Genomic DNA, 24,608 nt, shown 5'->3' with positions numbered 1-24,608 from the left:
TCAATCCATTCTTGAGGTTTATTGAGGATAATAAGAATCCACATTTTCTTTTGTTACGATCGTCACTCCCGTGTCTACAAAGCGCGGTAATGGCATGCTGTCATTTTCTTGTTCAACAATATCGTGTTGAAGATGGAATAAAAATTGCAATGACCAATATCCCATCTCCCACGTGCCCTGTGCTAATGTTGCGGATATAACACCATCTTCTATCATATCAAGGGTCCCTTTTCCCGTGTCAAAACTGATAATCTTAATCGAATCTTGACGATTGTTAGCTACAGTAGCGAGTCCGACTCCAACTCCTCCATTTGCTTCCGTGGCAAAAATACCAGCTATATCTGGGTACTCCCTCATAATATCTTCTGCAGCAGTTTTAGAGAGCGTCTGTTCCCCTCTACCATCCTTGATAGAGACGACTTTCATATTAGGATATTCGACAAATATAGTATCTTGAAATCCCTGAGTACGTTCTTGATGATTCAATTGATGTGGCTGTGTAATCACACCCACTTCTCCTTCTCCATCTAGTAATTCTGCCATCTTGTTTGCTGCTTCTACCCCAGCGTTATAATTATCGGTTCCTAAAAAAGAATAAGCTTTACTTTCCGGTGCATCAGAATCAAACATAACCACAGGAATACCAGCATCCACTGCGTTTTCAATAACAGGATTTAATGCTCTTGGGTCCATCGTTGATACAGCAATTCCCGCAGGATTTTTTGCAATGACCTGTTCAAGAACAGTAATTTCTTCATCTACATCATATTGCGTTGCACCTCGATATTCAACGGAAACATTCATTGCTTCAGCTGCATCTTCAAAGCCTTTTAATGATCGTTTCCAATAATCAATTCCTACTTGAAATGTTACCATTACATAAGTTTCATCCATATTTCCTGTAAGTTCATTTTCCGACCACTCTCGTTCGATCGAATCTGTTGTTTGATAGTTATAAACGTATCCTACAAATAAACCAATTAATAACAAATAGAAGAAAAGCAAGATTCTCAATAGTGAAACCCCTTTCAAAAATGTTCTGAATATATAAAGGCGTAGTTCATTAGAATGATATTGTATCGAAATTGTACCTAAATTTCCGCCTTTCGGCAACCTTCATTATTAAATAAGCGTGTTGTCGGATTAGAAACTAGAGGTGCAAAAAGCTGTCTAAGTTCTCCTTTTTATGTTGCCCATCCGAATTTCTCATTTATAATCACAATTTGTTCTTTTTATCATCTCCCAGTATTCGAGTGATTTTGACCATTTACTAAATCTAAAAAGTTATTTATTATCTAATAGTGTCATTTTTTAAATAAATAATTGTTTTTAACTAATATTTTAGTCAATAATTGATGAAAATTCACTATTTTTTGAATATCCCAATAAAACCGATTGAATTTATAGGAATAATAAAGCTATAATAGAATTAGTCTTTTTTATCTGAATTCTGAAGATTGATTCTATTAAATGAATGGAAGTTTAGTAAGTAAGGTTAATTTTTAAAAGATAGTTTATATTCTTTGTGAGGTGAATATTGTTGCAATTTCTAGAAACGAACAGTCCATTTAATCAAGAACAAGCAGAGCTACTTAATCGTCTTCTGCCTACGTTAACAGAATCGCAAAAGCTATGGCTTAACGGGTATCTGTCTGCGTCCCAAACCGCAGCTTCTGCTTCTGTTGCTGGAGAGGATTTAAAAGAAAGTCCAGTTGAACAATCTGCACAGCCTGTATCAAAAGATGTCACGATCCTCTATGGTTCTCAAACTGGGAATGCTCAGGGATTATCAGAAGATGCGGGTAAAAAATTAACGTCCCGTGGATTTGATGTAACAGTTTCGTCAATGAGTGATTTCAAACCAAAACAACTAAAAAAGGTGTCGAATCTTCTTATTGTAGTAAGTACGCACGGGGAAGGTGATCCACCGGACAATGCAATAACATTCCATGAGTTCATGCTCGGCAAACGTGCTCCTAAACTTGACGATCTTCGTTTTTCTGTCTTGGCACTTGGAGACACTTCTTACGAGTTTTTCTGTAAAACAGGAGCCGATTTTGATCAGCGATTAGAAGAACTTGGGGCTACACGTTTACACCCTAGAGTAGATTGTGACTTAGACTTTGATGAACCTGCGGAGGAATGGTTGACGGGTGTCATTAACGGATTGAGTGAGGCTCAAGAAAGTGGCACCACTGCCCCTGCTCAAGACACAACTGCTGAGTCAACAGATACCGTCTATTCTAGAACAAATCCTTTTCACGCAGAAGTATTGGAAAACATTAATTTGAACGGTCGGGGTTCTAATAAAGAAACTCGCCATCTTGAGCTTTCATTAGAAGGTTCTGGATTGGAATTTAAACCAGGTGACAGTCTTGGTGTATATCCGGAAAATGATCCTGCACTTGTAGATATGCTTATAAACGAAATGAAATGGAACGCTGAAGAACAAGTAGTGGTGAATAAAAAAGGCGAGTCTTTACCATTAAAGGATGCACTGATTTCTCATTTTGAGATTACTGTTTTATCAAAACCTTTTCTCGAAAAAGCTGCTAAGCTTTCTGAAAATGAATCTTTGCAAGACCTTTTATCACCTGGAAAAGAAGACCAAGTTAAAGAATATATTCTTGGTCGGGATTTATTAGACTTAGTGAGCGATTATGGTCCGTGGAACTCAACGGTGCAAGAGTTTGTCTCTATTCTCAGAAAAATGCCTTCTCGTCTTTACTCGATTTCAAGTAGTTTGAACGCAAATCCGGAAGAAGTACACTTAACAATCGGGTCTGTCCGCTATGAATCGTTTGGACGCCAACGTAATGGCGTATGTTCCATTCTTTGCTCTGAACGATTAGAGCCAGGAGATACGCTTCCGGTTTATATTCAACATAACGAAAACTTTAAGTTACCCGAAAATCCTGAGACTCCGATCATTATGGTTGGACCTGGCACAGGGATCGCTCCATTCCGCTCTTTCATGCAAGAACGGGAAGAAATTGAGGCGGAAGGAAAATCATGGTTATTTTTCGGTGAGCAATACTTCATGAGCGATTTCCTTTACCAGATTGAATGGCAGAAATGGTTGAAGGATGGGGTTCTTACGAAAATGGATGTTGCCTTCTCTCGTGATACAGAGAAGAAAGTTTATGTGCAGCATAGACTTAAGGAGCATAGCAAAGAATTATTTGAATGGCTGCAACAGGGGGCTGTCCTCTATGTATGTGGTGATGAGAAAAACATGGCTCATGATGTTCAAAACACTCTTATTGAAATGATTGAAAAAGAGGGTAACATGAACCGTGAACAAGCAGAAGCGTATTTAGCGGATATGCAACAACAAAAACGATATCAGCGAGATGTATATTGATTTGGGATTGAAAGGAGTTCATTTAAAATGGTTAATCATAATTTAAAAGCACCTGAGGGTCCACCAAGTGACGTGGAACGCATAAAACAAGAAAGTAATTTATTACGTGGCACATTAAAAGAATCGATGCTAGAGCGGATTAGTTCTGGGATTTCTGACGATGATAATCGCTTAATGAAGCATCATGGAAGCTATTTACAGGACGATCGAGACCAGAGAATCGAGCGTCAAAAACAAAAGCTTGAGCCAGCCTTTCAATTCATGCTTCGCGTAAGAATGCCTGGCGGTGTCTCAACAGCAAAACAATGGCTCGTTATGGATGAGCTTGCACATAAACATGGGAATGGAACATTAAAACTAACAACACGTCAGACGTTTCAAATGCACGGGATTCTAAAATGGAATATGAAAAATACTATTCAAGAAATCAATAATTCTCTTTTAGATACCATTGCTGCCTGTGGTGACGTTAACCGTAACGTGATGTGTAATCCGAACCCCTATCAGTCTGATGTACATGGTGAAGTATATGAATGGTCAAAGAAGCTAAGTGATGACTTACTTCCAAAAACAAGGGCGTATCACGAAATCTGGTTGGATGAAGAAAAAGTAGCAGGAACACCAGAAGTCGAAGATCCAGAACCAATGTATGGACCACTTTACTTACCGCGTAAGTTTAAAATTGGTATTGCCGTACCCCCGTCTAACGATATTGACGTCTTTTCTCAAGACCTTGGACTCATTGCTGTTGTTGAAGAAGGTCAACTGATCGGATTTAACGTAACTATTGGCGGCGGATTAGGTATGACTCACGGGGACGATAAAACATATCCTCAAGTTGGAAAGTTGATCGGTTTTTGTAAGCCCGAGCAAATTATAGATCTGGCAGAAAAAATCATCACCATTCAACGCGACTACGGGAACCGTTCTGTTAGAAAATACGCTAGATTCAAGTATACAATTGATCGTCTTGGACTAGATGCAGTGACAGAAGAACTTGAAAATCGATTGGGTTGGAGTTTGGCAGAAGCCAAGCCTTTCCATTTTGACGACAACGGAGACCGTTACGGCTGGCAAAAAGGTGTCAAAGGTAAATGGCACTATACCCTTTTTGTAGAAGGTGGCCGCATTGCTGATACAGACGGGTATAAACTGATGACGGGATTGCGTGAAATTGCCGCTATTCATACGGGTGACATCCGCTTAACCGCCAATCAGAATTTAATTATTGCTAATGTTACTTCCGCAAAAAAGAAGAAAATTAATGAATTAATTGATCAATATGGTCTAACAGATGGCAAATATTTTTCAGCGATTCGACGAAGTTCTATGGCCTGTGTCGCGATGCCAACCTGTGGTCTTGCAATGGCAGAAGCAGAGCGTTATCTGCCAGAACTCATCGGTAAAATTGATGAGATCATTGATGAGAACGGACTTCGAGACAAAGAAATTACTATTCGTATGACAGGCTGTCCAAACAGTTGCGCACGCCCGTCTCTTGGAGAGATTGCCTTTATTGGTAAAGCCCCAGGTAAATACAATATGTATTTAGGCGCTGCATTTGATGGTAGTCGATTAAATAAAATGTATCGGGAAAACATTGGAGAAAAAGAAATCCTTAGTGAACTGAACACCCTCCTTTCCCGCTACGCAAAAGAAAGAAACGAAGCTGAGCATTTCGGTGACTTTGTCATTCGTGCCGGCGTCATTGAAGCAACAACAGATGGAACGAATTTTCACAAATAAGAGTATATAATGAAGGGTGTCGTAAAAAGTCTTAATGACTTTATTAAACGACACCCTTCATTTATTTAATAAAAGACGCTACGCGTTTTTCTTATTCATAAATTTCGTCAGCATGTTTGTATCTCATTTTTTCAGATTGAATCTGTTCATTTTTATTGTTCTTCGTATCATTGTCATGCTCTTGAGCAACTTCTTTCGGATCTGGAATTTGGTTAGTATCGGACACTGATTGTTGTACCTTTTGCTCATTGTCTTTCATATATCCCACTCCTGTCTATTCGTGATTGTCTTATGATCTCCAGAAGAAAAGGAAGTTACCCTTTTTGTTGAAATTTCTTCTCTCTGCATGTTTTACAATATCTTAATTAAAAACAAGCCTTTCGTTTTAAAAGAACCTATATTCATTTTCAGCTAGTTGGAGCTGGACCTCTTATTAAAAAACGTCGATTAGTTACTAAATTCAAGAAACTGCTAGGATACATGTGAAACTCCCAAGGCAAGGCTTTCCCAGAGCACCTTTTCTGCTTTTTCTACTAATTCCTTAGGACAGTTAATAATTAAAAACACCTCTGATTTCTTGCCTTTCAACGCTCTGTTATTATGCCGAGTTATTTTATAAAAAATAAAGTTAATTAAAAAACCTAAAATGAACCCGCTTATTGCCCCAATTAATCCCCAAAGAATAGGACCCCACTCTAAGGCAAATCCGACACTGGCCCCAATGACTCCAAAGGCTGTACCTATTGCTGCACCAGTATCAAACAAACTCACACCGTCAGAGCGGTGAAGCGTATCGAATAATTTTCTTTCTTCCACACGATTATAAAGCGGAACAGCAAGAATATGCTCTCTTTTCACACCTATTTCCTCTAATGAAGTAATCGCTATTTCTAGATAAGATGAATGTTCAAAGGATGAAAAAATTTGCAAGCTGCCTCACCTCACGTTTTTTGGGGGATTTCCACACGATATTCTTGATACTTTTTATTTAGGAACTTCCGTTGTTCACTTTCATATAGTTTATTATTCTCCACAGTATTAACGTAAGCATCATAAGCCGCAAATCCCATATGAGAGGGTATGAATAGAAACCATTGTGGATCTATGACTTGTGTTGCTTGCTCGATTTCTCCTAGAAAAAGCAAATGGATGGCAACAAGTACGTGGGAACAGCACACAAAAACAATCATAAATGATAGAACTAGAATGGCAGCCAGGACTCGATGAATATATAATTGACCTAGACCAGGGGTAAAAATGGACCATAAAACGGCCATAATAGGTCGCCTCTTATCCAGATAGTTAATCTCAACTGAACCGATGGCATATGAATTAAAATCTGCATTTTCCCGTTCCGCTAATATAAATACTCTATTCATATCGATAGTTGACCGGTAACTATCCCATATTGCAAACATATAGACAGGGATATACAAAAGCATCCACTTCGGATCAATGACTTCTTTTGCCATAGCAAAGTTTCCTGTAAACGTATAAACAATCGCATGGTTAATGTTTGCCATATTATTAACGAGAATTTCCCAAAGAAACAAAGCGAAACCTCTGAGATATTTAGATAAAAGAAGATGCCCAAAACCAGGCATTGTTGCAGACCACCACGCAACAACATATGGATTACGAAGATGCAATTGTGTCGTACCTAAGACACTTACATAGGCTTTAAAACGACGTTCATCATTTGTTGGGTGAAAATTTTCCACATTCATTCTCCCCACTCAATCATATTTTGCTTTCTTCCATATAATTTACAATAAAGTGCATTATATACAAAAAGCAAAATGGTAAAGATACCAATTTAAAAAAATATACGATTTTTCAGCAAATAATGATTGATATCTTTCTATATTAAATAGGGGTAAACTGGAGTGAAAAACCCCGGCGTATCTGATTATTATTTAATTGGCCTATTTCAGTCCGCAATTCTGTATGAAATCATTCATTATCTCCCGTATTCAATTGTTTTTATTAGATTCTTTTAAGAGCTCTATTATTCTTTCATTTTGATTCGTTTGTTCTTTTAATTGGCCAATAATAGTACCTACACCTATAATAATAAGCGTTAATAAAATCCACATACATTGTCCCTCCAATAATTTTTTTCTCTAATAATAATTATGGTTTTTCTGCAAATGTTATTCAGATACAAAACTTTTACGAGAACTATATTTCAAACCTATCTTTAATAATAGAAGCAACACCTTCAGGGCTTAGATGAGTATTGTTAACTTTAATATAGTTTTCTCGTGTAATTTCTCCTTCTAAAGAGTTTAGTCTATGGTTATCCATTGTAGTTTTTAAGTTATATTCAGACTGCTTAATATCTCGTTTGGTAGGCTTATGTTCGAGTCTGAGGGGACTTTTGTTACGCTCGAGTCTCTCTTCTATATCCGCTTTCAGTTCGACAAAGTACACACTACCTTCTCGGGATTCAAAAATTTCGCAAATATCTTTCACAAATTCCCAGTCTTCTTGCTCATCAAACGCCCATACAAATGTAAAAATCAATCCTTCTATGTTGCTTGTAGCGACTTCTTTGAAGATCTCTTGTCGAAATAAAGTGGATAACCTCCATGTCTCGGGACCAAATCCAAATAAAAGATATAGCATATCAATCGTCATGTGATTATGAAAAAGCTTTAATTCCGTCCATTTTTCTACTTCCTGTCCAACTGTCATTTTACCAACTGCTTGTGGTCCAAATATTAAAATGAATTTCATATAAACCTCCTAAACGTTTGATATTATTAACTGTGAAGTTTAATAATAACCTAAATTATTTTAATGAATTCATATGTATTGCACTATAAATAATAATTGCCTTCTTGCTGTTAATGTCTTTATGGTTTTGAACACTAATTAGATATATTTTTTCAATATTTTCCAGATAATTGGACTTTGATTCAAAAAAAAGAGCTGTGGTAACAGCTCGAATCAGATAATCTTTTGACCATTTTACTTTTGATAAACTCGATTTAAACCAATTGTTTACATACTCTCCTCAAAAAACTTCTTTAACCTCTCTTGGTATTCTATCGTTTCCACTGTGTAAGATTTTACATGCCCTGCGCCCGGAACAGTCCATAACGTTTTTTCCCCACCTGCAGCTTCAAATATTTCATTAGCCATTGCAGTCGGAACGAGTTCGTCAGCTTCCCCATGAATAATAAAAAGAGGCCTCGTATTTTTTGCAGCCTGGTCTACGGCAGATGCTTCACCAAAACTAAAGCCAGCCCTAATGTTTGTGTTAAACCACTGGTTATCTGAATGATCGGAAAAGCTGGTAATTGATAGATTTGTTGCAGCTGATACGTTAAAATATCTTCTGCTGATGTATATCCACTATCGGAGATCACGCCTTTTACTTCTTTAGGAAGATCTTCGCCGCTTGTCATTAACACGGTTCCTGCACCCATGGAAACACCATGAAGAAAAATATCACTACTGTTTTCTTTATCGATTAGTTCTTGAATCCATTCCTGATAATCCAAGCGGTCGTGCCACCCAAAACCTATATAATCCCCCTCGCTCTCCCCATGACCTCGGGAATCAGGGATCAAAATATCAAATCCTTGCTCATGATAAAATTGAACAAAATCACTCATATCTGCTCGTTGACTTCTAAAACCATGAGCAAGTATCACAGCTTTTCCTGAAGATTGTTCATTTCTTAAAAAGTCTGCTTCCAATGTGAGATCATCATAGGTGGTTATGGTTCTTTTTTCAAAAGTCTGTTCTTCATACCAAGTGATTGCTTCTTTGATTAGATCTTCATTTTTCTCATTTACCATTGCAGGAATTGCTGTTTCTTCGCGGTGCAGTTCGACTTCCGTTCCTCGTTCTACTGCTTCACTGTAAAAATAATCGCCCGCTATCATTAGTGCAATGAGTGCTAAAACTATCAAACTACTAATAATGCCAATAAACTTTTTCACAAACTTTTCTCTCCATTCTATGGTGTTCAAAACTAAGTCTTGGAGCTTCATATATTTGTCAGTGATTCTGAATCCAATATTAATGAAGCTTCTTTATCAATTATAAATGTTTTTAAATCGATGTCGACTAATATAGTTCATCATTTATTAGCTGAGGCTAAGGAACTTCTTATTTATAAATTATTATCTCTCAAGAAGAACGGACTTGCATATTTTTATAAGTTAATTGTTACATCTGCATCCTCACGCAGTCTTTCTACAAGCAGTTGTGCTGCTTCTGCTTCTTGTTGACTTCTAAGTTGTTCTTCAACTTGTGGTTTCACTTCTTCAAAAGATGGGACTTCTACTTCTTCCCCATTTTCACCTTCTACTTCTCCTTGTTGAGCGATCATCTGATCATAGAATTCTTGTAACTCTTCGTCTGTAGGGTTTATTTCCCCCGTCTCGCTCGCAATCAGTTGATCAATTTTAACTTGCACTTCTAACTGGGACATGACTTCTTCTTCATCAGTACCCTGTTCTTCTATAGCTGCAATAAATTCATCTCCTGATTCCATGCCGTTTTGTACAGCTATTTGATTCAATGTTTCCTGAATGTCTTCTTCAGAAGCTTCAAAATCACCGTTTTCCGCAGCCTGTATGAGAAGCTCCGTACCAATCATACTCTCTACAATCTGTTGCTTTAATTGATCTTGGTCAACCTCTTCGCCTGTCATTTGTGATTGCATAGCGGCTTGTTGAAATTGCCCTTCGTAAGTAACTGCGAATTCTTCTTTAGGTATTTCTTCTCCGTTTACTTCGGCCACGATATCTGGAACGCCTTCTAAGTCAGGTTCAGGCATTTCCATTTGTTCTGAGGCTTCCCCATCCTCTACAGCTGTTTCGTTATTTTCAGCAGGCTCTTCCTCCTGCGATTCTGTAGCTTCATTATTTGTTGTTTCTTCTTGTGTTGCGTTTCCTTCATTTTCACCTTGATTTGTCTCTTCATCGTTACTACATGCAACACTCACAGCAACTAATCCTGCAAGTGATAAACTTAATAGGTGTTTTTTATTCATTGATATTCCCCTCTCTATATTGAACTTGATGGTAATCTTAACATATCGTTCCGGAGCGTAAAACTGTAACTAGGCTTCAATAGACCAAAGAGATGAAAATTCTCTAAAATTATCATAAAATATCTCTGAATATCATCAAAATACTAGTGATATCGGCAAATTATGATGTAAGATTGATTGAAATTGTAAAAGTATGTAATAACAAGGGAAATGCATGGGACGGTTCTCTGCTTCCATAATTATGCATAAAATACCAAAGAATGAAGCAGAGAACCGTCCCCTGCTTCATCAATATTTACTGCTCTCCGTCGGCTTCTTCTTCTTCTTGACTCCAAGTCCACTCTGTTTCATTCTCTTGTTCTAGGAAATTTATAGATAAATTAAACTCTTTTATATCCGCTTCATTAAAATCAAATGTATCAGCAATCTCCGTTTTAATTTCTTCTACTTCACTAGCCGCGTTGACATGAAACTCAGAAAGATACGTATTCATTTCTTCTGCTGCTTGCTCACCCTCAAGATCTAAATTATCTCCAGATACAGACGCATCAGGCTGCTCATTTTCCTCCTCAGTAGATTGGATTGTAAAATCCCATTGAGAGTCATCTACCAGCGTGACATTCAGTTCAAAGTTTTCAAAATCTTGTTCCATCACTGCCTCTGTATCTTCCTCAGATTCCATATCCGTTGAGTCATCATTGTTCATTCCATTCTCTGCTTCATTTATGTTAGAGTTATTCTCACCGTTATTAGTTGCCAAATTAGCTTCAGGCTGTTCTTCCACTTGCTGATTTTCATTATTACTTGAATTTTCTTCTTCATTCATACCCCCACATGCACTTAGTGCTATAGCTAGAGTTGCAATACTTAATGTGAATTTTTTCATGATAATTACCCCTTTTTCTTTGTGAATTTTAATTTAAGAGATGGAATAGATTCTGACAGATGATTTGGATAATGGCAGCTAATAAGAGTAATCCCCACTCATAAGATTTATAAAACTCGCTCAATGGTCTTATTTTTAAGTAATTTTTATCCAAAGCTATTACGGATTTCTAATTAAGAAAAAATATAGAGATTAATTTAGTTTTTCACATTGAAATAAATTTCTCTGTTATGAAATCTTACGCAAAACAACATCCCTTAAATTACATAGTCTATACTTGTAATTACAAAGAACAAAGGAGGGATAACATAATGAAGAATATTAAATTGTCCCTATATACTGATGAAGAGTTGTATTGGGCTATTCATCAACATAAACAGATAAGTAAAAGTAAACTTACTAAAATTGCGGTAAAATAATACGAACACAAAAAAGAAACGATTGCTCTATCCAAAGGGCAATCGTTTCTTTTTTGTTTCATTAGGTTAAAATTGTGTAAGCTAAAAAGCAAAATCATAGCCACAAGTTATAATATGAAGCAGAGAACCGTCCCCTGCATCACCGCTTTATGGTAATCTGGTGTCGCCCATTAGGTATCTGTCGCATTCTCTTGCGGCTTCGCGGCCTTCATTAATGGCCCACACGATTAAACTTTGACCTCTCCGCATATCTCCTGCTGCAAAAACACCTTTTACATTTGTTTCATATTTCCCGTATTCTGCCTTAACATTCGATCGTTCATCTGTTTCAAGAGAAAGTTCCTTTATCAGTTCTTGTTTCGGCCCACTAAATCCGATCGCCAACAATACTAACTGAGCAGGCCATATTTTTTCAGAGCCTGGTATTTCTTTACGAACTTTTTCCCCATTCTCATCAATGGTTGTTTCCACACTTATCGTATGGACTTCTTTTACGTGACCATTGTCATCACCAACAAACTTCGTTGTCATGACAGCATACGCTCGAGGATCTTCACCAAAAACAGCAGCTGCTTCCTTATGGCCATATTCGACACGGTGAATCACAGGCCACTGGGGCCAAGGATTATCATCCTCACGTACATCTCCTTTTTTCTCATAAATATCAAATTGCGTTAAACTTTTGCAATCATGTCTTACGGAGGTAGCTAAACAGTCTGTTCCTGTATCACCACCACCGATAACAATGACATCTTTATCTTTTGCAGAAATATAATCATTGTTTTCAAAATTAGAATCCAATAAACTTTTCGTATTTGCGTGCAGAAAATCCATCGCATAATGGATGCCCTTAAGCTCTCTTCCCTCTACTTCCAAATCCCGGTGCTTTGTCGCACCTCCGCAAAGAACGACGGCATCAAATTCCGTTTGAAGGGCTGAAACTGAAAAATCCTTTCCGACTTCTGTATTTGTTACAAAGCTAATTCCTTCTTCCTTCAGAAGGTTCACTCTGCGTTCAACAACGGAATAAGGAAGTTTCATTTCAGGTATCCCATAGGTTAAAAGTCCACCAATACGGTCACTCTTTTCAAACACCTTAACGTGGTGTCCAGCTTTATTTAACTGTGCAGCACAGGCTAATCCAGCTGGACCGGAACCAATAACGGCAACCTTTTTAGTTGTCCGAGTATCCGGGACGACCGCCTTCACCCAACCCTCCTTGAATCCTCTTTCAACAATTTCTAACTCAATCGATCGAATGGCAACCGGAGGCTCATTAATCCCGAGAACACAGGCACCTTCGCAAGGAGCTGGACACGCCAAACCAGTAAACTCAGGAAAATTATTCATTCTGTGTTCCCGTTTCAATGCTTCTTTCCATTGACCTTGATAAACTAAATCATTCCACTCAGGTATTAAATGGTGCACAGGACAACCAGAAGTCATGCCATTTAACATGGTACCTGTGTGACAAGTCGGAATGCCACAGTCCATACAACGAGCTCCCTGTTGTTTGAGCTCTTTTTCTTCATACGGCAACATGTAACTTTCCCAGTCTTTCGTCCGTTCAGCCGGGTCACGTTCTGGGAGCGATTGCCGTTTAAAATCTATAAAACCAGTTGGTTTCCCCATTGTTAACCTCCATCCTTTATGGAATTAACTATTTTTTTACTTTCTTCAAATGCTGCAAGTGCCGCTTTATATTTATCTAATCCGCTTGTTTCAAAATGTCTGATTCTGTTTTGCATCTTTAAATAATCAACGGGAATCACGCGAATAAATTTCTTTTTCATTGATGCCCATTTTTTGATTACTTGGCTACCGAAATCACTTTCTGTGTAATAGACATGGTTCTCCACCATTTTATAAATCATGGACAATTCCTCTTCATCCGAAATCGAATCGAGTAAAACTTGTTCCTGATTACATTTGTAACGAAAATCTTTTGATTCATCCAACACATAGGCAACTCCACCGGACATGCCCGCCGCAAAGTTTTTCCCTACTTCACCAAGTACAACAACTTTCCCACCTGTCATGTATTCACAACCATGATCGCCACCACCTTCTACAACCACACTTGCTCCACTATTTCTGACACAAAATCGTTCTCCGGCAATGCCATTTATATAAGCTTCTCCAGCAGTTGCTCCATAAAACGCAACGTTTCCAACAATAATATTTTCCTCAGCGGTAAAAGTACTCCTTCTAGAAGGACGGACGATTATTTTTCCACCGGACATTCCTTTGCCGATAAAGTCATTGGCATCTCCAATAAGTCTTAATGTTAGACCGGGTGGAATAAAGGCACCGAAGCTTTGTCCAGCAGAGCCTTTAAAGGTTAACCGTATCGTATCCACGGGTAATCCTTCTGCACCATATCGCTTCGTAATAACACTTCCTAAAAGTGTCCCTGTTACTCGATTGATATTTCGAATCGAAAAAGTACCTTCGACAGGTTCTTGATTTTCAATCGCCTCTTTACAAAATGGAATAAGTTCTTGTTTGTCCATTGTTTTATCAAGTCCATGAACTTGTTCAACGGTCGCATAACGACTTACATTCTCCGGTACTTCCGGTTGATAGAGCAGCTCCGTTAAATCTATTCCTTTTGTTTTCCAATGTGTAATTGCTTGATTTGTTTCTAACACATCCGTTCTTCCAATCATGTCATTTATTTTTCTGAATCCGAGTTCCGCCATCAACTCTCTTACCTCGGTTGCAATGAACCGCATGAAATTTTCGACATAATCTGCTTTACCAGGAAACTTTTTTCTAAGCTCAGGATTTTGCGTTGCTACACCAACGGGACACGTATCTAGATGACAAACACGCATATAAATACAACCTAATACAACTAACGGTGCAGTGGAAAAACCATATTCCTCAGCGCCGAGTAATGCAGCAACTATAACGTCTCTTCCTGTCATCATTTTCCCGTCTGTTTCTACCACAATTCGATCTCTCAAACGATTCAAAAGCAAGGTCTGATGTGTTTCCGCTAATCCTAGCTCCCAAGGTAATCCCGTATGTTTCAAACTTGTTCTCGGAGCAGCACCTGTTCCGCCATCGTATCCACTTATGAGAACGAGGTCCGCTCTTCCTTTAGCTACCCCAGCCGCGATCGTGCCAACACCAACTTCTGATACGAGTTTGACACTTATTCGTGCCTCTGGATTAGCATTCTTTAAATTATGAATTAATTCTGCCAGGTCTTCGATGGAATAAATATCATGGTGAGGAGGCGGTGAAATTAATCCTACTCCTGGTGTTGAGTTTCTCACTTCAGCAATCCATGGATATACCTTCATCCCTGGCAGTTGTCCTCCTTCACCTGGCTTTGCGCCTTGAGCAACTTTAATTTGAATCTCGGCAGCATTTACTAGGTAATGACTTGTGACTCCGAAACGTCCAGAAGCAACTTGTTTTATGGCACTCCTCCTCCAGTCCCCATTTTCATCCCTAGTAAATCTGTCCGCGGTTTCTCCACCTTCTCCTGAGTTACTCTTGCCCCCAATCCGGTTCATTGCGATCGCAAGTGCTTCGTGGGCTTCAATACTAATAGACCCATACGACATCGCTCCTGTTTTAAACCTTTTACAGATTTCTTCTATTGGTTCCACTTCTTCTAATGGAATAGCCTCTCTCTTTTTAAATGATAGTAATCCCCGAATAGCTTGTAAATTCACATCAGTATCTGTCAGAAGTGAAGAATATTGTTTGAAAAGTGTATAATTATTCGTTTGGCAAGCTTGTTGAAGAAGATGGATGGTTTTGGGATTATATTGGTGATCTTCTCCATCCTCACGCCATTGAAAATCATCCCCGGGTTCTAGAGAATATTCTGAGCCTCTCTTTTCTTCAAAAGTACGACGGTGCCTCATCAATACTTCTTGAGCAATGATGTCCAGACCGATTCCACCAATTCTTGAGGCAGTCTTTGTAAAATATTGGTCAATAACATTTTTCTCTATCCCAATCGCTTCAAAAATTTGGGCTCCGCGATAACTTTGAATAGTTGAGATCCCCATTTTAGATAATACCTTCACAATCCCATCTGTTGCGGCTTTAATGTATTCATTCACCGATTGATCCATTGAAATATCGCGAAGGTCTCCTCTGTCAATTAAACCTTGTAATGACTCAAAAGCTAAATATGGATTTATCGCTTCCACACCAAATCCAAGTAAACATGCAAAATGATGAACTTCTCTTGCATCGGCAGTTTCAACTATAATACTAACTAGTGAGCGCGTCCCTTTTCTAACCAGATGATGGTGCAAACCCGAAGCTGCTAGTAATGTCGGTATGGCTGCATAGTCGGCATTTACCCCTCGATCAGATAAAACGAGCAGTGTCGCTCCTTGCTCAATGGCCTTGTCAACGTCATTAAAAAGCTTCGATAATCTGTTTGAAAACTCTTGTTCTTTCTGATTAACTGGAAATAAGATAGAGAAAGTTACACTGGGAAAATCTGAGTCATAGAGTTTTTGCAGCTCGCTATTTTTCAATATTGGCGTGTCAATTTGAATTTGTCTGCAGCTTTCAGGTTCTGGTCGAACTAAATCTTTTTCAGGTCCAATTGTCGTTCTTACAGAAGTGATAATTTTTTCTCTAATTGCGTCTATCGGTGGGTTCGTAACTTGTGCAAACATTTGTTTAAAATAGTTGTATAACATCTGTGGTTTTTTTGATAAAACAGCTAGTGGGGAATCATAGCCCATCGAACCAATGGGATCTTTTTTATCTGTAATCATAGGTTTCAGTATTTTATTTAACTCTTCATTCGTATATCCGAAGGCAAGTTGTTGCCTGTTTCGATCGTCTTCTGTAAATCTTTCGGTATGGGTGTTTTCCGGTAAATCGTTTAAATGAACAAGATTTTCTGCTAACCAATGTTTGTAAGGATGTTCGGAAATGATGTGACTTTTAATTTTTTCATCGGATATAATTTTTCCCTTTTCCAAATCCACTAGCAGCATTTTCCCTGGATGAAGCCTTTCTTTGTATTCAATATCCTCAGCAGAGACATCTAGCGCACCTACTTCAGAGCCTAAAATAATCATGCCATCTTTGGTGACATAGTACCTCCCAGGTCTAAGTCCATTTCTGTCCAAACATGCGCCTATTTGTTTTCCATCAGTAAAAACAATCGCTGCCGGACCATCCCAAGGTTCCATTAACGAGCTATGGTATTCATAAAATGCTTTTTTCTCGTCACCCATTCTGTCATCGTTCACCCATGGTTCAGGGATCATCATCATCGCCGTATGGGCGAGTGATCGTCCAGTTAGGTGTAAAAACTCAAAACAATTATCAAACATAGAGGAATCACTTCCGTCTTTATCAATCACTGGAAATAAGTACTTATAATCATCTGGTCGAAACATTTTCGGTTTGCACTGTCCTTCTCTTGCCTGCATCCACTTGACATTTCCTTTAATCGTGTTGAATTCGCCGTTATGTATCGTCATCCTATTCGGGTGTGACCGTTCCCAACTTGGAAATGTATTTGTACTAAACCGCGAATGCACAAGTGCCAGCGCTGATTTGAAATAACGATTGTTTAAATCAATGAAAAAGGAACCGAGTTGTTCTGGAATTAACATGCCTTTATACACGATTGTTCTTGTCGATAAACTACAAATATACACGCCTTTTTGGTGTTCAATATCCGAGGCATTCATCTGTTTTTCCAACCGCTTACGAATCACATATAATATTCGTTCAAATGTATCCTGATCCATTTTTTCATCAGAAGGAGCAATAAACATTTGACGGATAAATGGTTCCGATTTTTTTGCCATATCACCGACGAACGAATCATTTACAGGAACTGTTCGCCAACCTAAAAACACTTGCCCCGCCTCTTCAACGATCGTTCTAATTTGTTTCTGAGTTTGAGCTCTTATTTCAGGATCTTGTGGTAAAAATACCATCCCTACTCCATATCCACCTTCTTCAGGTAAAATAATATTATATTTATCACATTCTCTTTCAAAAAAAACATGAGGAATTTGAGTCAGTATACCTGCCCCATCTCCAGTACTCGTATCCGCTGACTGACCGCCTCTATGCTCTAAATTACATAGAATAGTAATTGCATGCGTAATAATTTCATGTTTTTTCTCCCCATTGATATTAGCTACCATTCCAATTCCACAGGCTTCATGTTCATTTTCTGGATCATATAAACCTTGCTTAGCTGGAAAATTGTGCCTATTCATCCTAAAACCACCCCTGTCCAAACATCATTGTAATTAATGTTTACAAGACAACTTTATTTAATACATTGGAATGCAGGGGACGGTTCTCTGCTTCCAAAATTGTCTGTTACAAAACCTTACGCTATACAACATCTCTTAGATTCCATGGACTATACTAGTAAGCACAAAGAACAAAGGAGGGGTAAAACATGAAAAGTATTGAATTGTCCCTATACACAGATGAGGAACTATACTGGGCTATCCATCAACATGAGCAAAAAAGTAATCAGAAATAATAAATATACTTAAATAATTTAGAGGTGTATATATAAACAAAAAACGATTGCTCCATGGAGCAATCGTTTTTTGTTTAGTCAATTAATAATCCTACCTTAACTCTTAAGAAAGGAAGCAGAGAACCGTCCCTATATAACAATTTGGTTTTTCCCGCTATTTTTTCCTATATACAAGGCTTTATCTGCTGCTTTAATTGTTTCTTCAATATCTGATGAGTCATCTAATTTTGCCAGTCCACCTGTCATAGAAAGGTTTATTTCGCATTTTTCATAGCTAAAGGCACCTTCTAGTTCCATAGCTTCCTTGATGCTATAGGCAATATGTTCTGCAATCTCCTCACGATTGCTGTAAATAAGAAACAAAAACTCTTCCCCACCCCATCGAGCAACAATTCCTTGACCTGTAATCATTTTCTTGAATATTTCTGAACAGAAAATTAATGCGGCATCTCCGCAATCATGACCGTATTTATCATTTATTTCTTTAAAATCATCAATATCCAAACCGGCTCTATTTTCCTTCACGGCATTATTTAAAAAGACATACATGGTTCTTCTATTATAAATACCAGTTAATGGATCTATCATAGCCATGCCTTGTAATTTATGGAGCATAGCGATGTTTGTGCGTTGGTATAATGACGTCGTAAATACCGTAAAAACAAGTAATCCTATGAAATTCAAACTATGAAAAGTTTCAAACACATATAATGGAACAATATCGGTGTTTTTTGCTACTAAATAATAGAGAATAATATATACGATAGTGCTAGAAAATATGATGAAATATTTTATCAAACCTTTAGATACAAAGCTAACAAATAATGGGAATATCAAAATGTAATAATGGAAACCAGCACCCCAACCTATCGTTATTGTCGCTACTATTACAGCTGTTATAGTAGGCAAGAAAATGGCAAGAAAATAAAGTTGGAAATATTGATTCTTAACAAGCGTGAAGTTAATTACTTGTATGGCAATCGTAATGATGAAGATCCAAACTAATATAGGAATATCTAAATATATAAAAGTACAAGCCCAAATTCCATACGCAATGATTACACCTGTAATAATTTTATTAAAATCAAGACTTGCAAGTTTATTGTACTCACGTGTGTCTTTCAATATACTTTTCATAACACCCCTCCTGATCATTTAGAGACATCCTTCAAAACAATTAATAAGTGAATAAGGCACAAAGAGATATCTAATCTGGAAACTTAACTCCAGTTTTTGACCATTCATTTAGTCTACATTTGCACTATACCATTATACCTATAAATAATCCCGAGAAATTTGTCGATTATCAAAACTTTTAAAAACCTGTTGAGTAATTGCCTCAACAGGTAAATTTATACTTTAAGTTTAGAAATCTATGAAATAGGTTTTTTACAACTCTTTCTTTTAATGTAACGCACAAAAAAGAAGCAGAGAACCGTCCCCTACTTCCTTGGACTGTCACAAAAGGATGCTATGTAACCGTCCCCGCTATTTGTATAATAATTCATTTCATATATAATTTCTTCGTTGTTTTTAAATATGACTTTACAGTCTGGGGTCACACGCTCGGTATTCACAAGTGACTCTGTGCTGGTAGTTTCTATTTCATTTACTAGTCGGGTGATGGAATTTCGACCGATGATTGTTGCGACGTGGTTATTATCCACCCATTCATTTACCTCAATATGAGTGAGATCATTTTCATCGAAGTCTATACTATCTTTTTGACACCCTATGAACACAAAAACAAGAAAGAGTAATACACATATGGATGTTATTTTTGCCATTGACTAATCACTCCTTCTTGTATTGAGTTTCACACATTATTGCTATGAAGGAAGGCTATGCTAATCAGAGGAGTTCTCACACTTTACTCTAGTAACCTTCCAATTTTATACGCGTGCAACAAACTAAGTCTTAGGAATTTATTCTAATCCTTCTAAAACAAAATCAGGTATGTCTTCCTTATCAATACCAAAATAATGTTGATATTCATTTTCGTCATTAATAATAACGAAATAATCTTCATCATAGTTACTTTGACCTACAGTTAATAATTCTTCGATTTCACTTGTCTCCGATATTACTAAAGCATCAGGAAATGTATCTGAAATGGAGTTTGAGGAATAAATAACCTCATCAAGTTCCATATGAAAGTCATTTCCTGTTGATGGAACAACAGTAACTGAGTCTATATTTTCAGACAATAATAGGGAATCAGCGTAGTCATTTTCTTTTAGCCAATCTAATGTTCGTTGGTGATCTTTTGTTAACATGACATATCCACCCTCATGCATAACATATTCATCTCTCTGATCTTCTTCACTACGAGCAATATTAAATTGAACATCACCAACACTAACTGCATTTTCTTGCGCAAGCACTTGTGACGGACTTTCGGTAACATCCTTTTCTAGAAGACTGATTAACGTTTGTAATTCCTCAGGATCTGAAATTCTTTTTTCGTCACCTTGTAAATTACCGTAAACCGAAGCATACGTAACATCTAAATCATTTAGTTGAAAAATTGGATCATAGGCCTGCTTGAATTCAGCATTATTTCTAAGGTCTTCGGTTAGTTCATTACTAGCTGTTTCTCCTAAACTGTATTCTCTTCTTAATGAACTGCCATCTTCCAGCTTATAATCAAACGTAATTGTATTCCAACTATAAAATTCATCATCATGGTCATAGTCTTTCAACTGCTTATGCAACTCCGTAACTTGCTCGATAGATAATTCGTCGGTCAAACGAGGTGCTCCACCTGACTCTTCGTTTCCATAAGAATAAGAACTATAAATTGCAACGGATTCAACAGTTGCAGTAGTAGGAATATTGTTTTCATATACGCCGCTGCCAATGTTTATCGGAATCATTAAAAGGACGATAACAACAATGTATCCCAGAAATCCTTTCCAATACCACGTAAGCCGAATCGCTTTTTGCAAAATCATTTGCAAGATTGTATAGGCAATAAACGCCCCTAGAATGTAGCCGAACATTGTCCAAGCAAATCCGCCCTGCAGAGCTTCCGTAAAATAAACCCCACTTACTAGCATCGTAAAAAAAGTTAGCCCGTAGAGAAAGATTGATCGAACTATTGGATAAACAATGGCTTGATCGGATGCCTCAGATGGTCGTTTCGCATACATCAGGTAAGAGAGAAGAACGAGACTTACCATGATAAATATGTAGATGAAATATTCTAAGATGGAAAAGCTATTGTCATATAAATCGGTTAAGCGAACGAAAAATATCCCTTTTGTTACGAGTGTATCCGTATATGACGTAAGGGCTAATCCCGAAATAAAATATTGAAGATTGAGAAGTGTTAATACAATTAATAATGCAGGCACTGCTATGACAGTATAAGTTAGTGCACCATGGAGGAGCCCATTGCCTACCAGAATACCGATCATCATCGTAACAATGAATATAAATACTAAGATAAACGTGGATAATCCGATCCATGCGAACAGATCAACGAAAGAATAAAAAGGATCTTCGAGGAAAAACCTTAAAATTCCTAACACAATACCTGTTATCAGAATAGGAGACAACAATGCAACGAAACCAGCTAAATACGTATTGGTTAAAAGGGTTTGTCTGGTGAATGGTAAGCTGTGCATAAAATACGTAGCTTCTTTTTTCGTCGAATAATTTAATAACACAATACCTAATAGAACAGGAAAAATAGCAAAAACGATTAATTGAAATGGTAGTGAAAATTCACTTAAGGAGTTTAGCGTGCTGTTTGCAGAATAAAACCATTGATTCGACTCTGGTCCAAAACGAACTTCTTGTACAAAGATACTAATTGGCAACATGACAAGAAGTGCCAATGTGAGTAGGATGCCAAACCAAGTAACAGTGCGTAACTGTAGATTGAATAAGGCTTTATTCCACAATGAGATTTTCGATTTCATAGCCGGCACCTCCTAGTTCATAAATAAATATTTCCTCTAATGTCAATGGAAGCATATTCACCACTGCAGGATTAAGTCGATTTACTTTAGCGAGAATCTCTTCATTCTGTCCTTTAACAATCAAAAATACGACACTGCCTTTTAACTCATAGTGAAGAACATCCAAGTCTTGCTTGAGGCTATCCTCATTTGGCACTTCTTTGAAAGCAAGTTGTAACTTATGAATATCTGTACGTAACTCATCTAAATCTCTCTCAAACAATAAAGACCCCTCATGGAGAACACCAACATAGTCACAAAAATCCTCCATCTCTCGTAAATTATGAGAGGAGACGATTAATGTAAGCTCACGATCTGCAACATCTTGCATAATCAAGTTCTTCATTTGCTGACGAATGACTGGATCAAGTCCATCAAAAGGCTCATCAAGGACTAATACATCTGGCATGGTTGCCAACGTTAGAATAAATGCTGCTTGACGTTGCATTCCTTTTGACATGCGGTTTAATCTCTTCTTTGGATCCATCCGAAAATGCTTCGTGAGTTGCTCATATCTTTTCATGTTCCATCGCTCGTATACGCCTGCATAAAAATCAGCCATGTCTTTCAGAGTTGCTAGATTAAAGAAGTAAGGTTGATCGGAAATAAAAAGAACCGTTTGTTTCGTATCAGGTTGTTCATAGATAGGTTGATCTTCTATTGTTAACTTACCATTATCAGGTTTGTACACACCTGATATGATTTTTAAAAACGTTGATTTACCTGCTCCATTAGAGCCGAGCAATCCATAAATAGATCCTTTTTTTACATGAAGAGTTAAATCTCGAACTGCTTGCAAGTCTTCGAATTTTTTATTCACTGCTTCAGCTTTAATCATTCTCTTTCCCCCTCTTCTCTCTCGCTTCCCTGTATTAGCCAATCGATCAGTTCTTGTTTAGTACCACCCAAAAATAAGAATTCTTTGATTCTCTGTTCAATATCTTGTTTAAGGGAAGCAAGTTTCTTCTTATTCGGACTTTTATCAAGCGGAGAAACAAAACTCCCTTTACCAGGTATCGTATAAATAAAACCTTCATGTTCTAATTCACGGTAAGCCTTCTGAATGGTGTTAGGATTGATCGTTAATTCTTGAGCCAGATTTCTTACGGAAGGTAATTTTTCGTCTTTTTGAAGGACGTCACGAATAATCATCGTCTTTAATTGTTCCATTAGTTGTTCATAAATAGCGACTCGACTTCGTGTATCAAGCTTAAACATCTTCGGACCCCCTTATCTTGAATTAAACTATCTGTATTACCCATTATAATACGGTTGATACAAAATTCAAGTATTATTTTCCAATTGAGGAATATTGAACAAAGAAAAACAGCCGTTCTCAGTTTTGAGAATACGACTGTAAATGTATGTACCTTTCTATTCGCGACTAATTTTAAACCAGTCTCTGATTATTTATTCTCAACCCTTACCAACCACCTCTGATATTTAACTCTGTTTCTCTCATGCCAATCATTACATATAAGATACCTTGCCTGATGAATATAAACGATCTTCGTCCAGTAGCGGTTATACCCTCGTATCTTCCGCTGCTCGGAAGAAGGAACCGTTTCATCGAGTTTCTTCAGCACAGGGTAGTTAATATCAAACACTTCCTTACAATACTCAGTGTCCGTTAACCACTCTACCATCTCATTTGATAACTGCCTGTTTTTAATTAAGCCTATTAATGTAGTGTTTACAAATTCTCCAATATTTATATCATTATTAAATCGATCGGCAGAATACATCACTTCATGATTTATTTTTGTAACAAACTTGTTCGTATCTTTCTTTATCGTTGTGTTTTTCTCCTTAATGGCTTGTAGTGTCTCGTTTTCTTCTATATTTATATTGTTGTTTACTTCCGTGACCCAACCAAAATAAACATCGACACCGTTAAGTAGAACGGGTCCAACAACAGAGTTACGTAAAGGCATTAATTCAAACATCTTTACAAATTCACAGTATTCATCAAAGCCCGATGCTGTTTTGCTAAAAGAATGTATAAGTAAAAGCGTATTTTTTGCCTGGACTCTTTTTGCTTCAATTAGTGCAGATACAGTTTGATGCAATAATTGATACCGTTTATTCAATACATCCTCTTCCTCTAACTTAAGTGTGGTTAGTAACTTGGCTAACTTTTTTCTTTTAGCGCTGCTAGGGTCCGTTCCTCTCCAAAATCCGACTGTTTTCCCAAAAGGTTCCGATACTTTTCCATCTACCATAATTGTAAGCAATTCATCACTGGCTTTTGCTAAAACGTAAAGGTCATTTTGCGAACTAGTCCCGCCACCCGGTAATGGGATCTTATATTCAGGAAATCCAAATAAAAAAGTCGTATCTTTAAAAAGCGGGATACCACTGTCTTGAAAAGCTTCTTGAATACTAAGTGGAAAACCATTAGCCTCTTCCCAACTCAAAGCTAGTTCCTTCGCTGATAAACCAGACTTCCACTGTTTTTCCGGTTCGGATAATTCGTTTTTCCACGATTCGATTCCTTGTGTCTCTGTATAATAACTCCCCACAGATTTCCCTCCCTAGTTTTCAAACATGGTATTCATTTATCTGTCTTTCTATTGAACGGAAAACTTGATTCATGCTTGTTGAGTATAATGCTTATTTCAATAAAACTAGCGATTATCCTGCAAAAATATCTTTATATCCTGTTATTGTTATTTTGGTGTTCGAAAAGTGACAGAGGAAAGGAATACAAAACAT

The 24,608-nt window shown here is 37.4% G+C and carries 20 protein-coding genes; 2 read left to right on the top strand and 18 right to left on the bottom strand.

Features of this window, described 5'->3' with window-relative positions:
• Positions 1–18: 18 nt before the first annotated feature.
• Positions 19–1,014 carry a substrate-binding domain-containing protein gene (locus ACHABW_RS16560; RefSeq protein WP_435756815.1) on the bottom strand — a complete coding sequence of 332 codons (996 nt, stop codon included), beginning with the start codon at positions 1,012–1,014 and terminating at the stop codon, positions 19–21.
• Positions 1,015–1,540: 526 nt separating this feature from the next.
• On the opposite strand from ACHABW_RS16560, the gene ACHABW_RS16555 reads away from it, so the two are divergent.
• Positions 1,541–3,364: an assimilatory sulfite reductase (NADPH) flavoprotein subunit gene (locus ACHABW_RS16555; RefSeq protein WP_435756813.1), complete on the top strand. Its 1,824-nt coding sequence runs from the start codon at positions 1,541–1,543 to the stop codon at positions 3,362–3,364.
• A 27-nt stretch (positions 3,365–3,391) separates the two neighbouring features.
• Entirely contained in the window at positions 3,392–5,110 is a 1,719-nt protein-coding gene (gene cysI, locus ACHABW_RS16550; protein ID WP_435756811.1) for an assimilatory sulfite reductase (NADPH) hemoprotein subunit, read from the top strand.
• 91 nt (positions 5,111–5,201) lie between these two features.
• Here cysI and ACHABW_RS16545 read toward each other — a convergent pair whose 3' ends face one another.
• The 17 genes from ACHABW_RS16545 to ACHABW_RS16465 form a co-directional block, all read right to left on the bottom strand.
• The gene (locus ACHABW_RS16545; protein WP_435756809.1) at positions 5,202–5,369 is read right to left on the bottom strand and encodes a hypothetical protein; all 168 of its coding nucleotides are present in this window, start codon (positions 5,367–5,369) and stop codon (positions 5,202–5,204) included.
• A 212-nt stretch (positions 5,370–5,581) separates the two neighbouring features.
• On the bottom strand, positions 5,582–6,040 hold the full coding sequence (locus ACHABW_RS16540) for a hypothetical protein (RefSeq protein ID WP_435756807.1): 459 nt from the start codon (positions 6,038–6,040) through the stop codon (positions 5,582–5,584).
• An 11-nt stretch (positions 6,041–6,051) separates the two neighbouring features.
• On the bottom strand, positions 6,052–6,831 hold the full coding sequence (locus ACHABW_RS16535; RefSeq protein WP_435756805.1) for a hypothetical protein: 780 nt from the start codon (positions 6,829–6,831) through the stop codon (positions 6,052–6,054).
• Positions 6,832–7,083: 252 nt separating this feature from the next.
• A complete protein-coding gene (locus tag ACHABW_RS16530; RefSeq protein ID WP_435756803.1) occupies positions 7,084–7,206 on the bottom strand; it encodes a hypothetical protein in 123 nt (40 codons plus the stop codon).
• 85 nt (positions 7,207–7,291) lie between these two features.
• The gene (locus ACHABW_RS16525) at positions 7,292–7,849 is read right to left on the bottom strand and encodes a shikimate kinase (RefSeq protein ID WP_435756801.1); all 558 of its coding nucleotides are present in this window, start codon (positions 7,847–7,849) and stop codon (positions 7,292–7,294) included.
• A 267-nt stretch (positions 7,850–8,116) separates the two neighbouring features.
• Positions 8,117–8,368: an alpha/beta hydrolase gene (locus ACHABW_RS16520; RefSeq protein ID WP_435756841.1), complete on the bottom strand. Its 252-nt coding sequence runs from the start codon at positions 8,366–8,368 to the stop codon at positions 8,117–8,119.
• Positions 8,329–9,063 carry an alpha/beta hydrolase gene (locus ACHABW_RS16515; RefSeq protein WP_435756799.1) on the bottom strand — a complete coding sequence of 245 codons (735 nt, stop codon included), beginning with the start codon at positions 9,061–9,063 and terminating at the stop codon, positions 8,329–8,331. The genes ACHABW_RS16520 and ACHABW_RS16515 overlap by 40 nt, the downstream gene beginning before the upstream one ends.
• Before the next feature lie 215 nt (positions 9,064–9,278).
• Complete coding sequence (locus ACHABW_RS16510) at positions 9,279–10,121, bottom strand: SurA N-terminal domain-containing protein (protein ID WP_435756797.1); 843 nt, start codon at positions 10,119–10,121, stop codon at positions 9,279–9,281.
• A 295-nt stretch (positions 10,122–10,416) separates the two neighbouring features.
• The gene (locus ACHABW_RS16505; protein ID WP_435756795.1) at positions 10,417–11,007 is read right to left on the bottom strand and encodes a YusW family protein; all 591 of its coding nucleotides are present in this window, start codon (positions 11,005–11,007) and stop codon (positions 10,417–10,419) included.
• Between the two features lie 566 nt (positions 11,008–11,573).
• Positions 11,574–13,058: a glutamate synthase subunit beta gene (locus ACHABW_RS16500; RefSeq protein ID WP_435756793.1), complete on the bottom strand. Its 1,485-nt coding sequence runs from the start codon at positions 13,056–13,058 to the stop codon at positions 11,574–11,576.
• A 2-nt stretch (positions 13,059–13,060) separates the two neighbouring features.
• Positions 13,061–17,653 (bottom strand): glutamate synthase large subunit, encoded by a 4,593-nt coding sequence (gene gltB, locus ACHABW_RS16495; RefSeq protein ID WP_435756791.1) that lies wholly within the window; start codon positions 17,651–17,653, stop codon positions 13,061–13,063.
• Positions 17,654–18,057: 404 nt separating this feature from the next.
• A complete protein-coding gene (locus ACHABW_RS16490) occupies positions 18,058–19,065 on the bottom strand; it encodes a GGDEF domain-containing protein (RefSeq protein WP_435756790.1) in 1,008 nt (335 codons plus the stop codon).
• A 305-nt stretch (positions 19,066–19,370) separates the two neighbouring features.
• Positions 19,371–19,715 carry a hypothetical protein gene (locus ACHABW_RS16485; RefSeq protein WP_435756788.1) on the bottom strand — a complete coding sequence of 115 codons (345 nt, stop codon included), beginning with the start codon at positions 19,713–19,715 and terminating at the stop codon, positions 19,371–19,373.
• Positions 19,716–19,853: 138 nt separating this feature from the next.
• Complete coding sequence (locus tag ACHABW_RS16480) at positions 19,854–21,854, bottom strand: hypothetical protein (protein ID WP_435756786.1); 2,001 nt, start codon at positions 21,852–21,854, stop codon at positions 19,854–19,856.
• Positions 21,826–22,731: an ABC transporter ATP-binding protein gene (locus tag ACHABW_RS16475; protein WP_435756784.1), complete on the bottom strand. Its 906-nt coding sequence runs from the start codon at positions 22,729–22,731 to the stop codon at positions 21,826–21,828. The genes ACHABW_RS16480 and ACHABW_RS16475 overlap by 29 nt, the downstream gene beginning before the upstream one ends.
• A complete protein-coding gene (locus ACHABW_RS16470) occupies positions 22,728–23,111 on the bottom strand; it encodes a GntR family transcriptional regulator (protein WP_110935908.1) in 384 nt (127 codons plus the stop codon). The genes ACHABW_RS16475 and ACHABW_RS16470 overlap by 4 nt, the downstream gene beginning before the upstream one ends.
• A 188-nt stretch (positions 23,112–23,299) precedes the next feature.
• The gene (locus tag ACHABW_RS16465) at positions 23,300–24,415 is read right to left on the bottom strand and encodes a DUF6946 family protein (protein WP_435756781.1); all 1,116 of its coding nucleotides are present in this window, start codon (positions 24,413–24,415) and stop codon (positions 23,300–23,302) included.
• Positions 24,416–24,608: the final 193 nt, after the last annotated feature.

Origin of the sequence: Salipaludibacillus sp. CF4.18 (assembly GCF_051262595.1) — a bacterium.
In the GTDB taxonomy this organism is placed as follows: Bacteria; Bacillota; Bacilli; order Bacillales; family Salisediminibacteriaceae; genus Salipaludibacillus; species Salipaludibacillus neizhouensis.
Note: the sequence above shows the minus strand (reverse complement) of the source record. Positions and strands in the feature narration are given on the sequence as shown.

Bases quoted from the DNA above. Each gene is read 5' to 3' on its own strand.
- ACHABW_RS16470 (WP_110935908.1), bottom strand. From the start codon at position 23,111: ATGTTTAAGCTTGATACACGAAGTCGAGTCGCTATTTATGAACAACTA.
- ACHABW_RS16485 (WP_435756788.1), bottom strand. From the start codon at position 19,715: ATGGCAAAAATAACATCCATATGTGTATTACTCTTTCTTGTTTTTGTG.
- gltB (WP_435756791.1), bottom strand. From the start codon at position 17,653: ATGAATAGGCACAATTTTCCAGCTAAGCAAGGTTTATATGATCCAGAA.
- ACHABW_RS16510 (WP_435756797.1), bottom strand. From the start codon at position 10,121: ATGAATAAAAAACACCTATTAAGTTTATCACTTGCAGGATTAGTTGCT.
- cysI (WP_435756811.1), top strand. From the start codon at position 3,392: ATGGTTAATCATAATTTAAAAGCACCTGAGGGTCCACCAAGTGACGTG.
- ACHABW_RS16475 (WP_435756784.1), bottom strand. From the start codon at position 22,731: ATGATTAAAGCTGAAGCAGTGAATAAAAAATTCGAAGACTTGCAAGCA.
- ACHABW_RS16490 (WP_435756790.1), bottom strand. From the start codon at position 19,065: ATGAAAAGTATATTGAAAGACACACGTGAGTACAATAAACTTGCAAGT.
- ACHABW_RS16525 (WP_435756801.1), bottom strand. From the start codon at position 7,849: ATGAAATTCATTTTAATATTTGGACCACAAGCAGTTGGTAAAATGACA.
- ACHABW_RS16530 (WP_435756803.1), bottom strand. From the start codon at position 7,206: ATGTGGATTTTATTAACGCTTATTATTATAGGTGTAGGTACTATTATT.
- ACHABW_RS16505 (WP_435756795.1), bottom strand. From the start codon at position 11,007: ATGAAAAAATTCACATTAAGTATTGCAACTCTAGCTATAGCACTAAGT.
- ACHABW_RS16480 (WP_435756786.1), bottom strand. From the start codon at position 21,854: ATGAAATCGAAAATCTCATTGTGGAATAAAGCCTTATTCAATCTACAG.
- ACHABW_RS16545 (WP_435756809.1), bottom strand. From the start codon at position 5,369: ATGAAAGACAATGAGCAAAAGGTACAACAATCAGTGTCCGATACTAAC.
- ACHABW_RS16500 (WP_435756793.1), bottom strand. From the start codon at position 13,058: ATGGGGAAACCAACTGGTTTTATAGATTTTAAACGGCAATCGCTCCCA.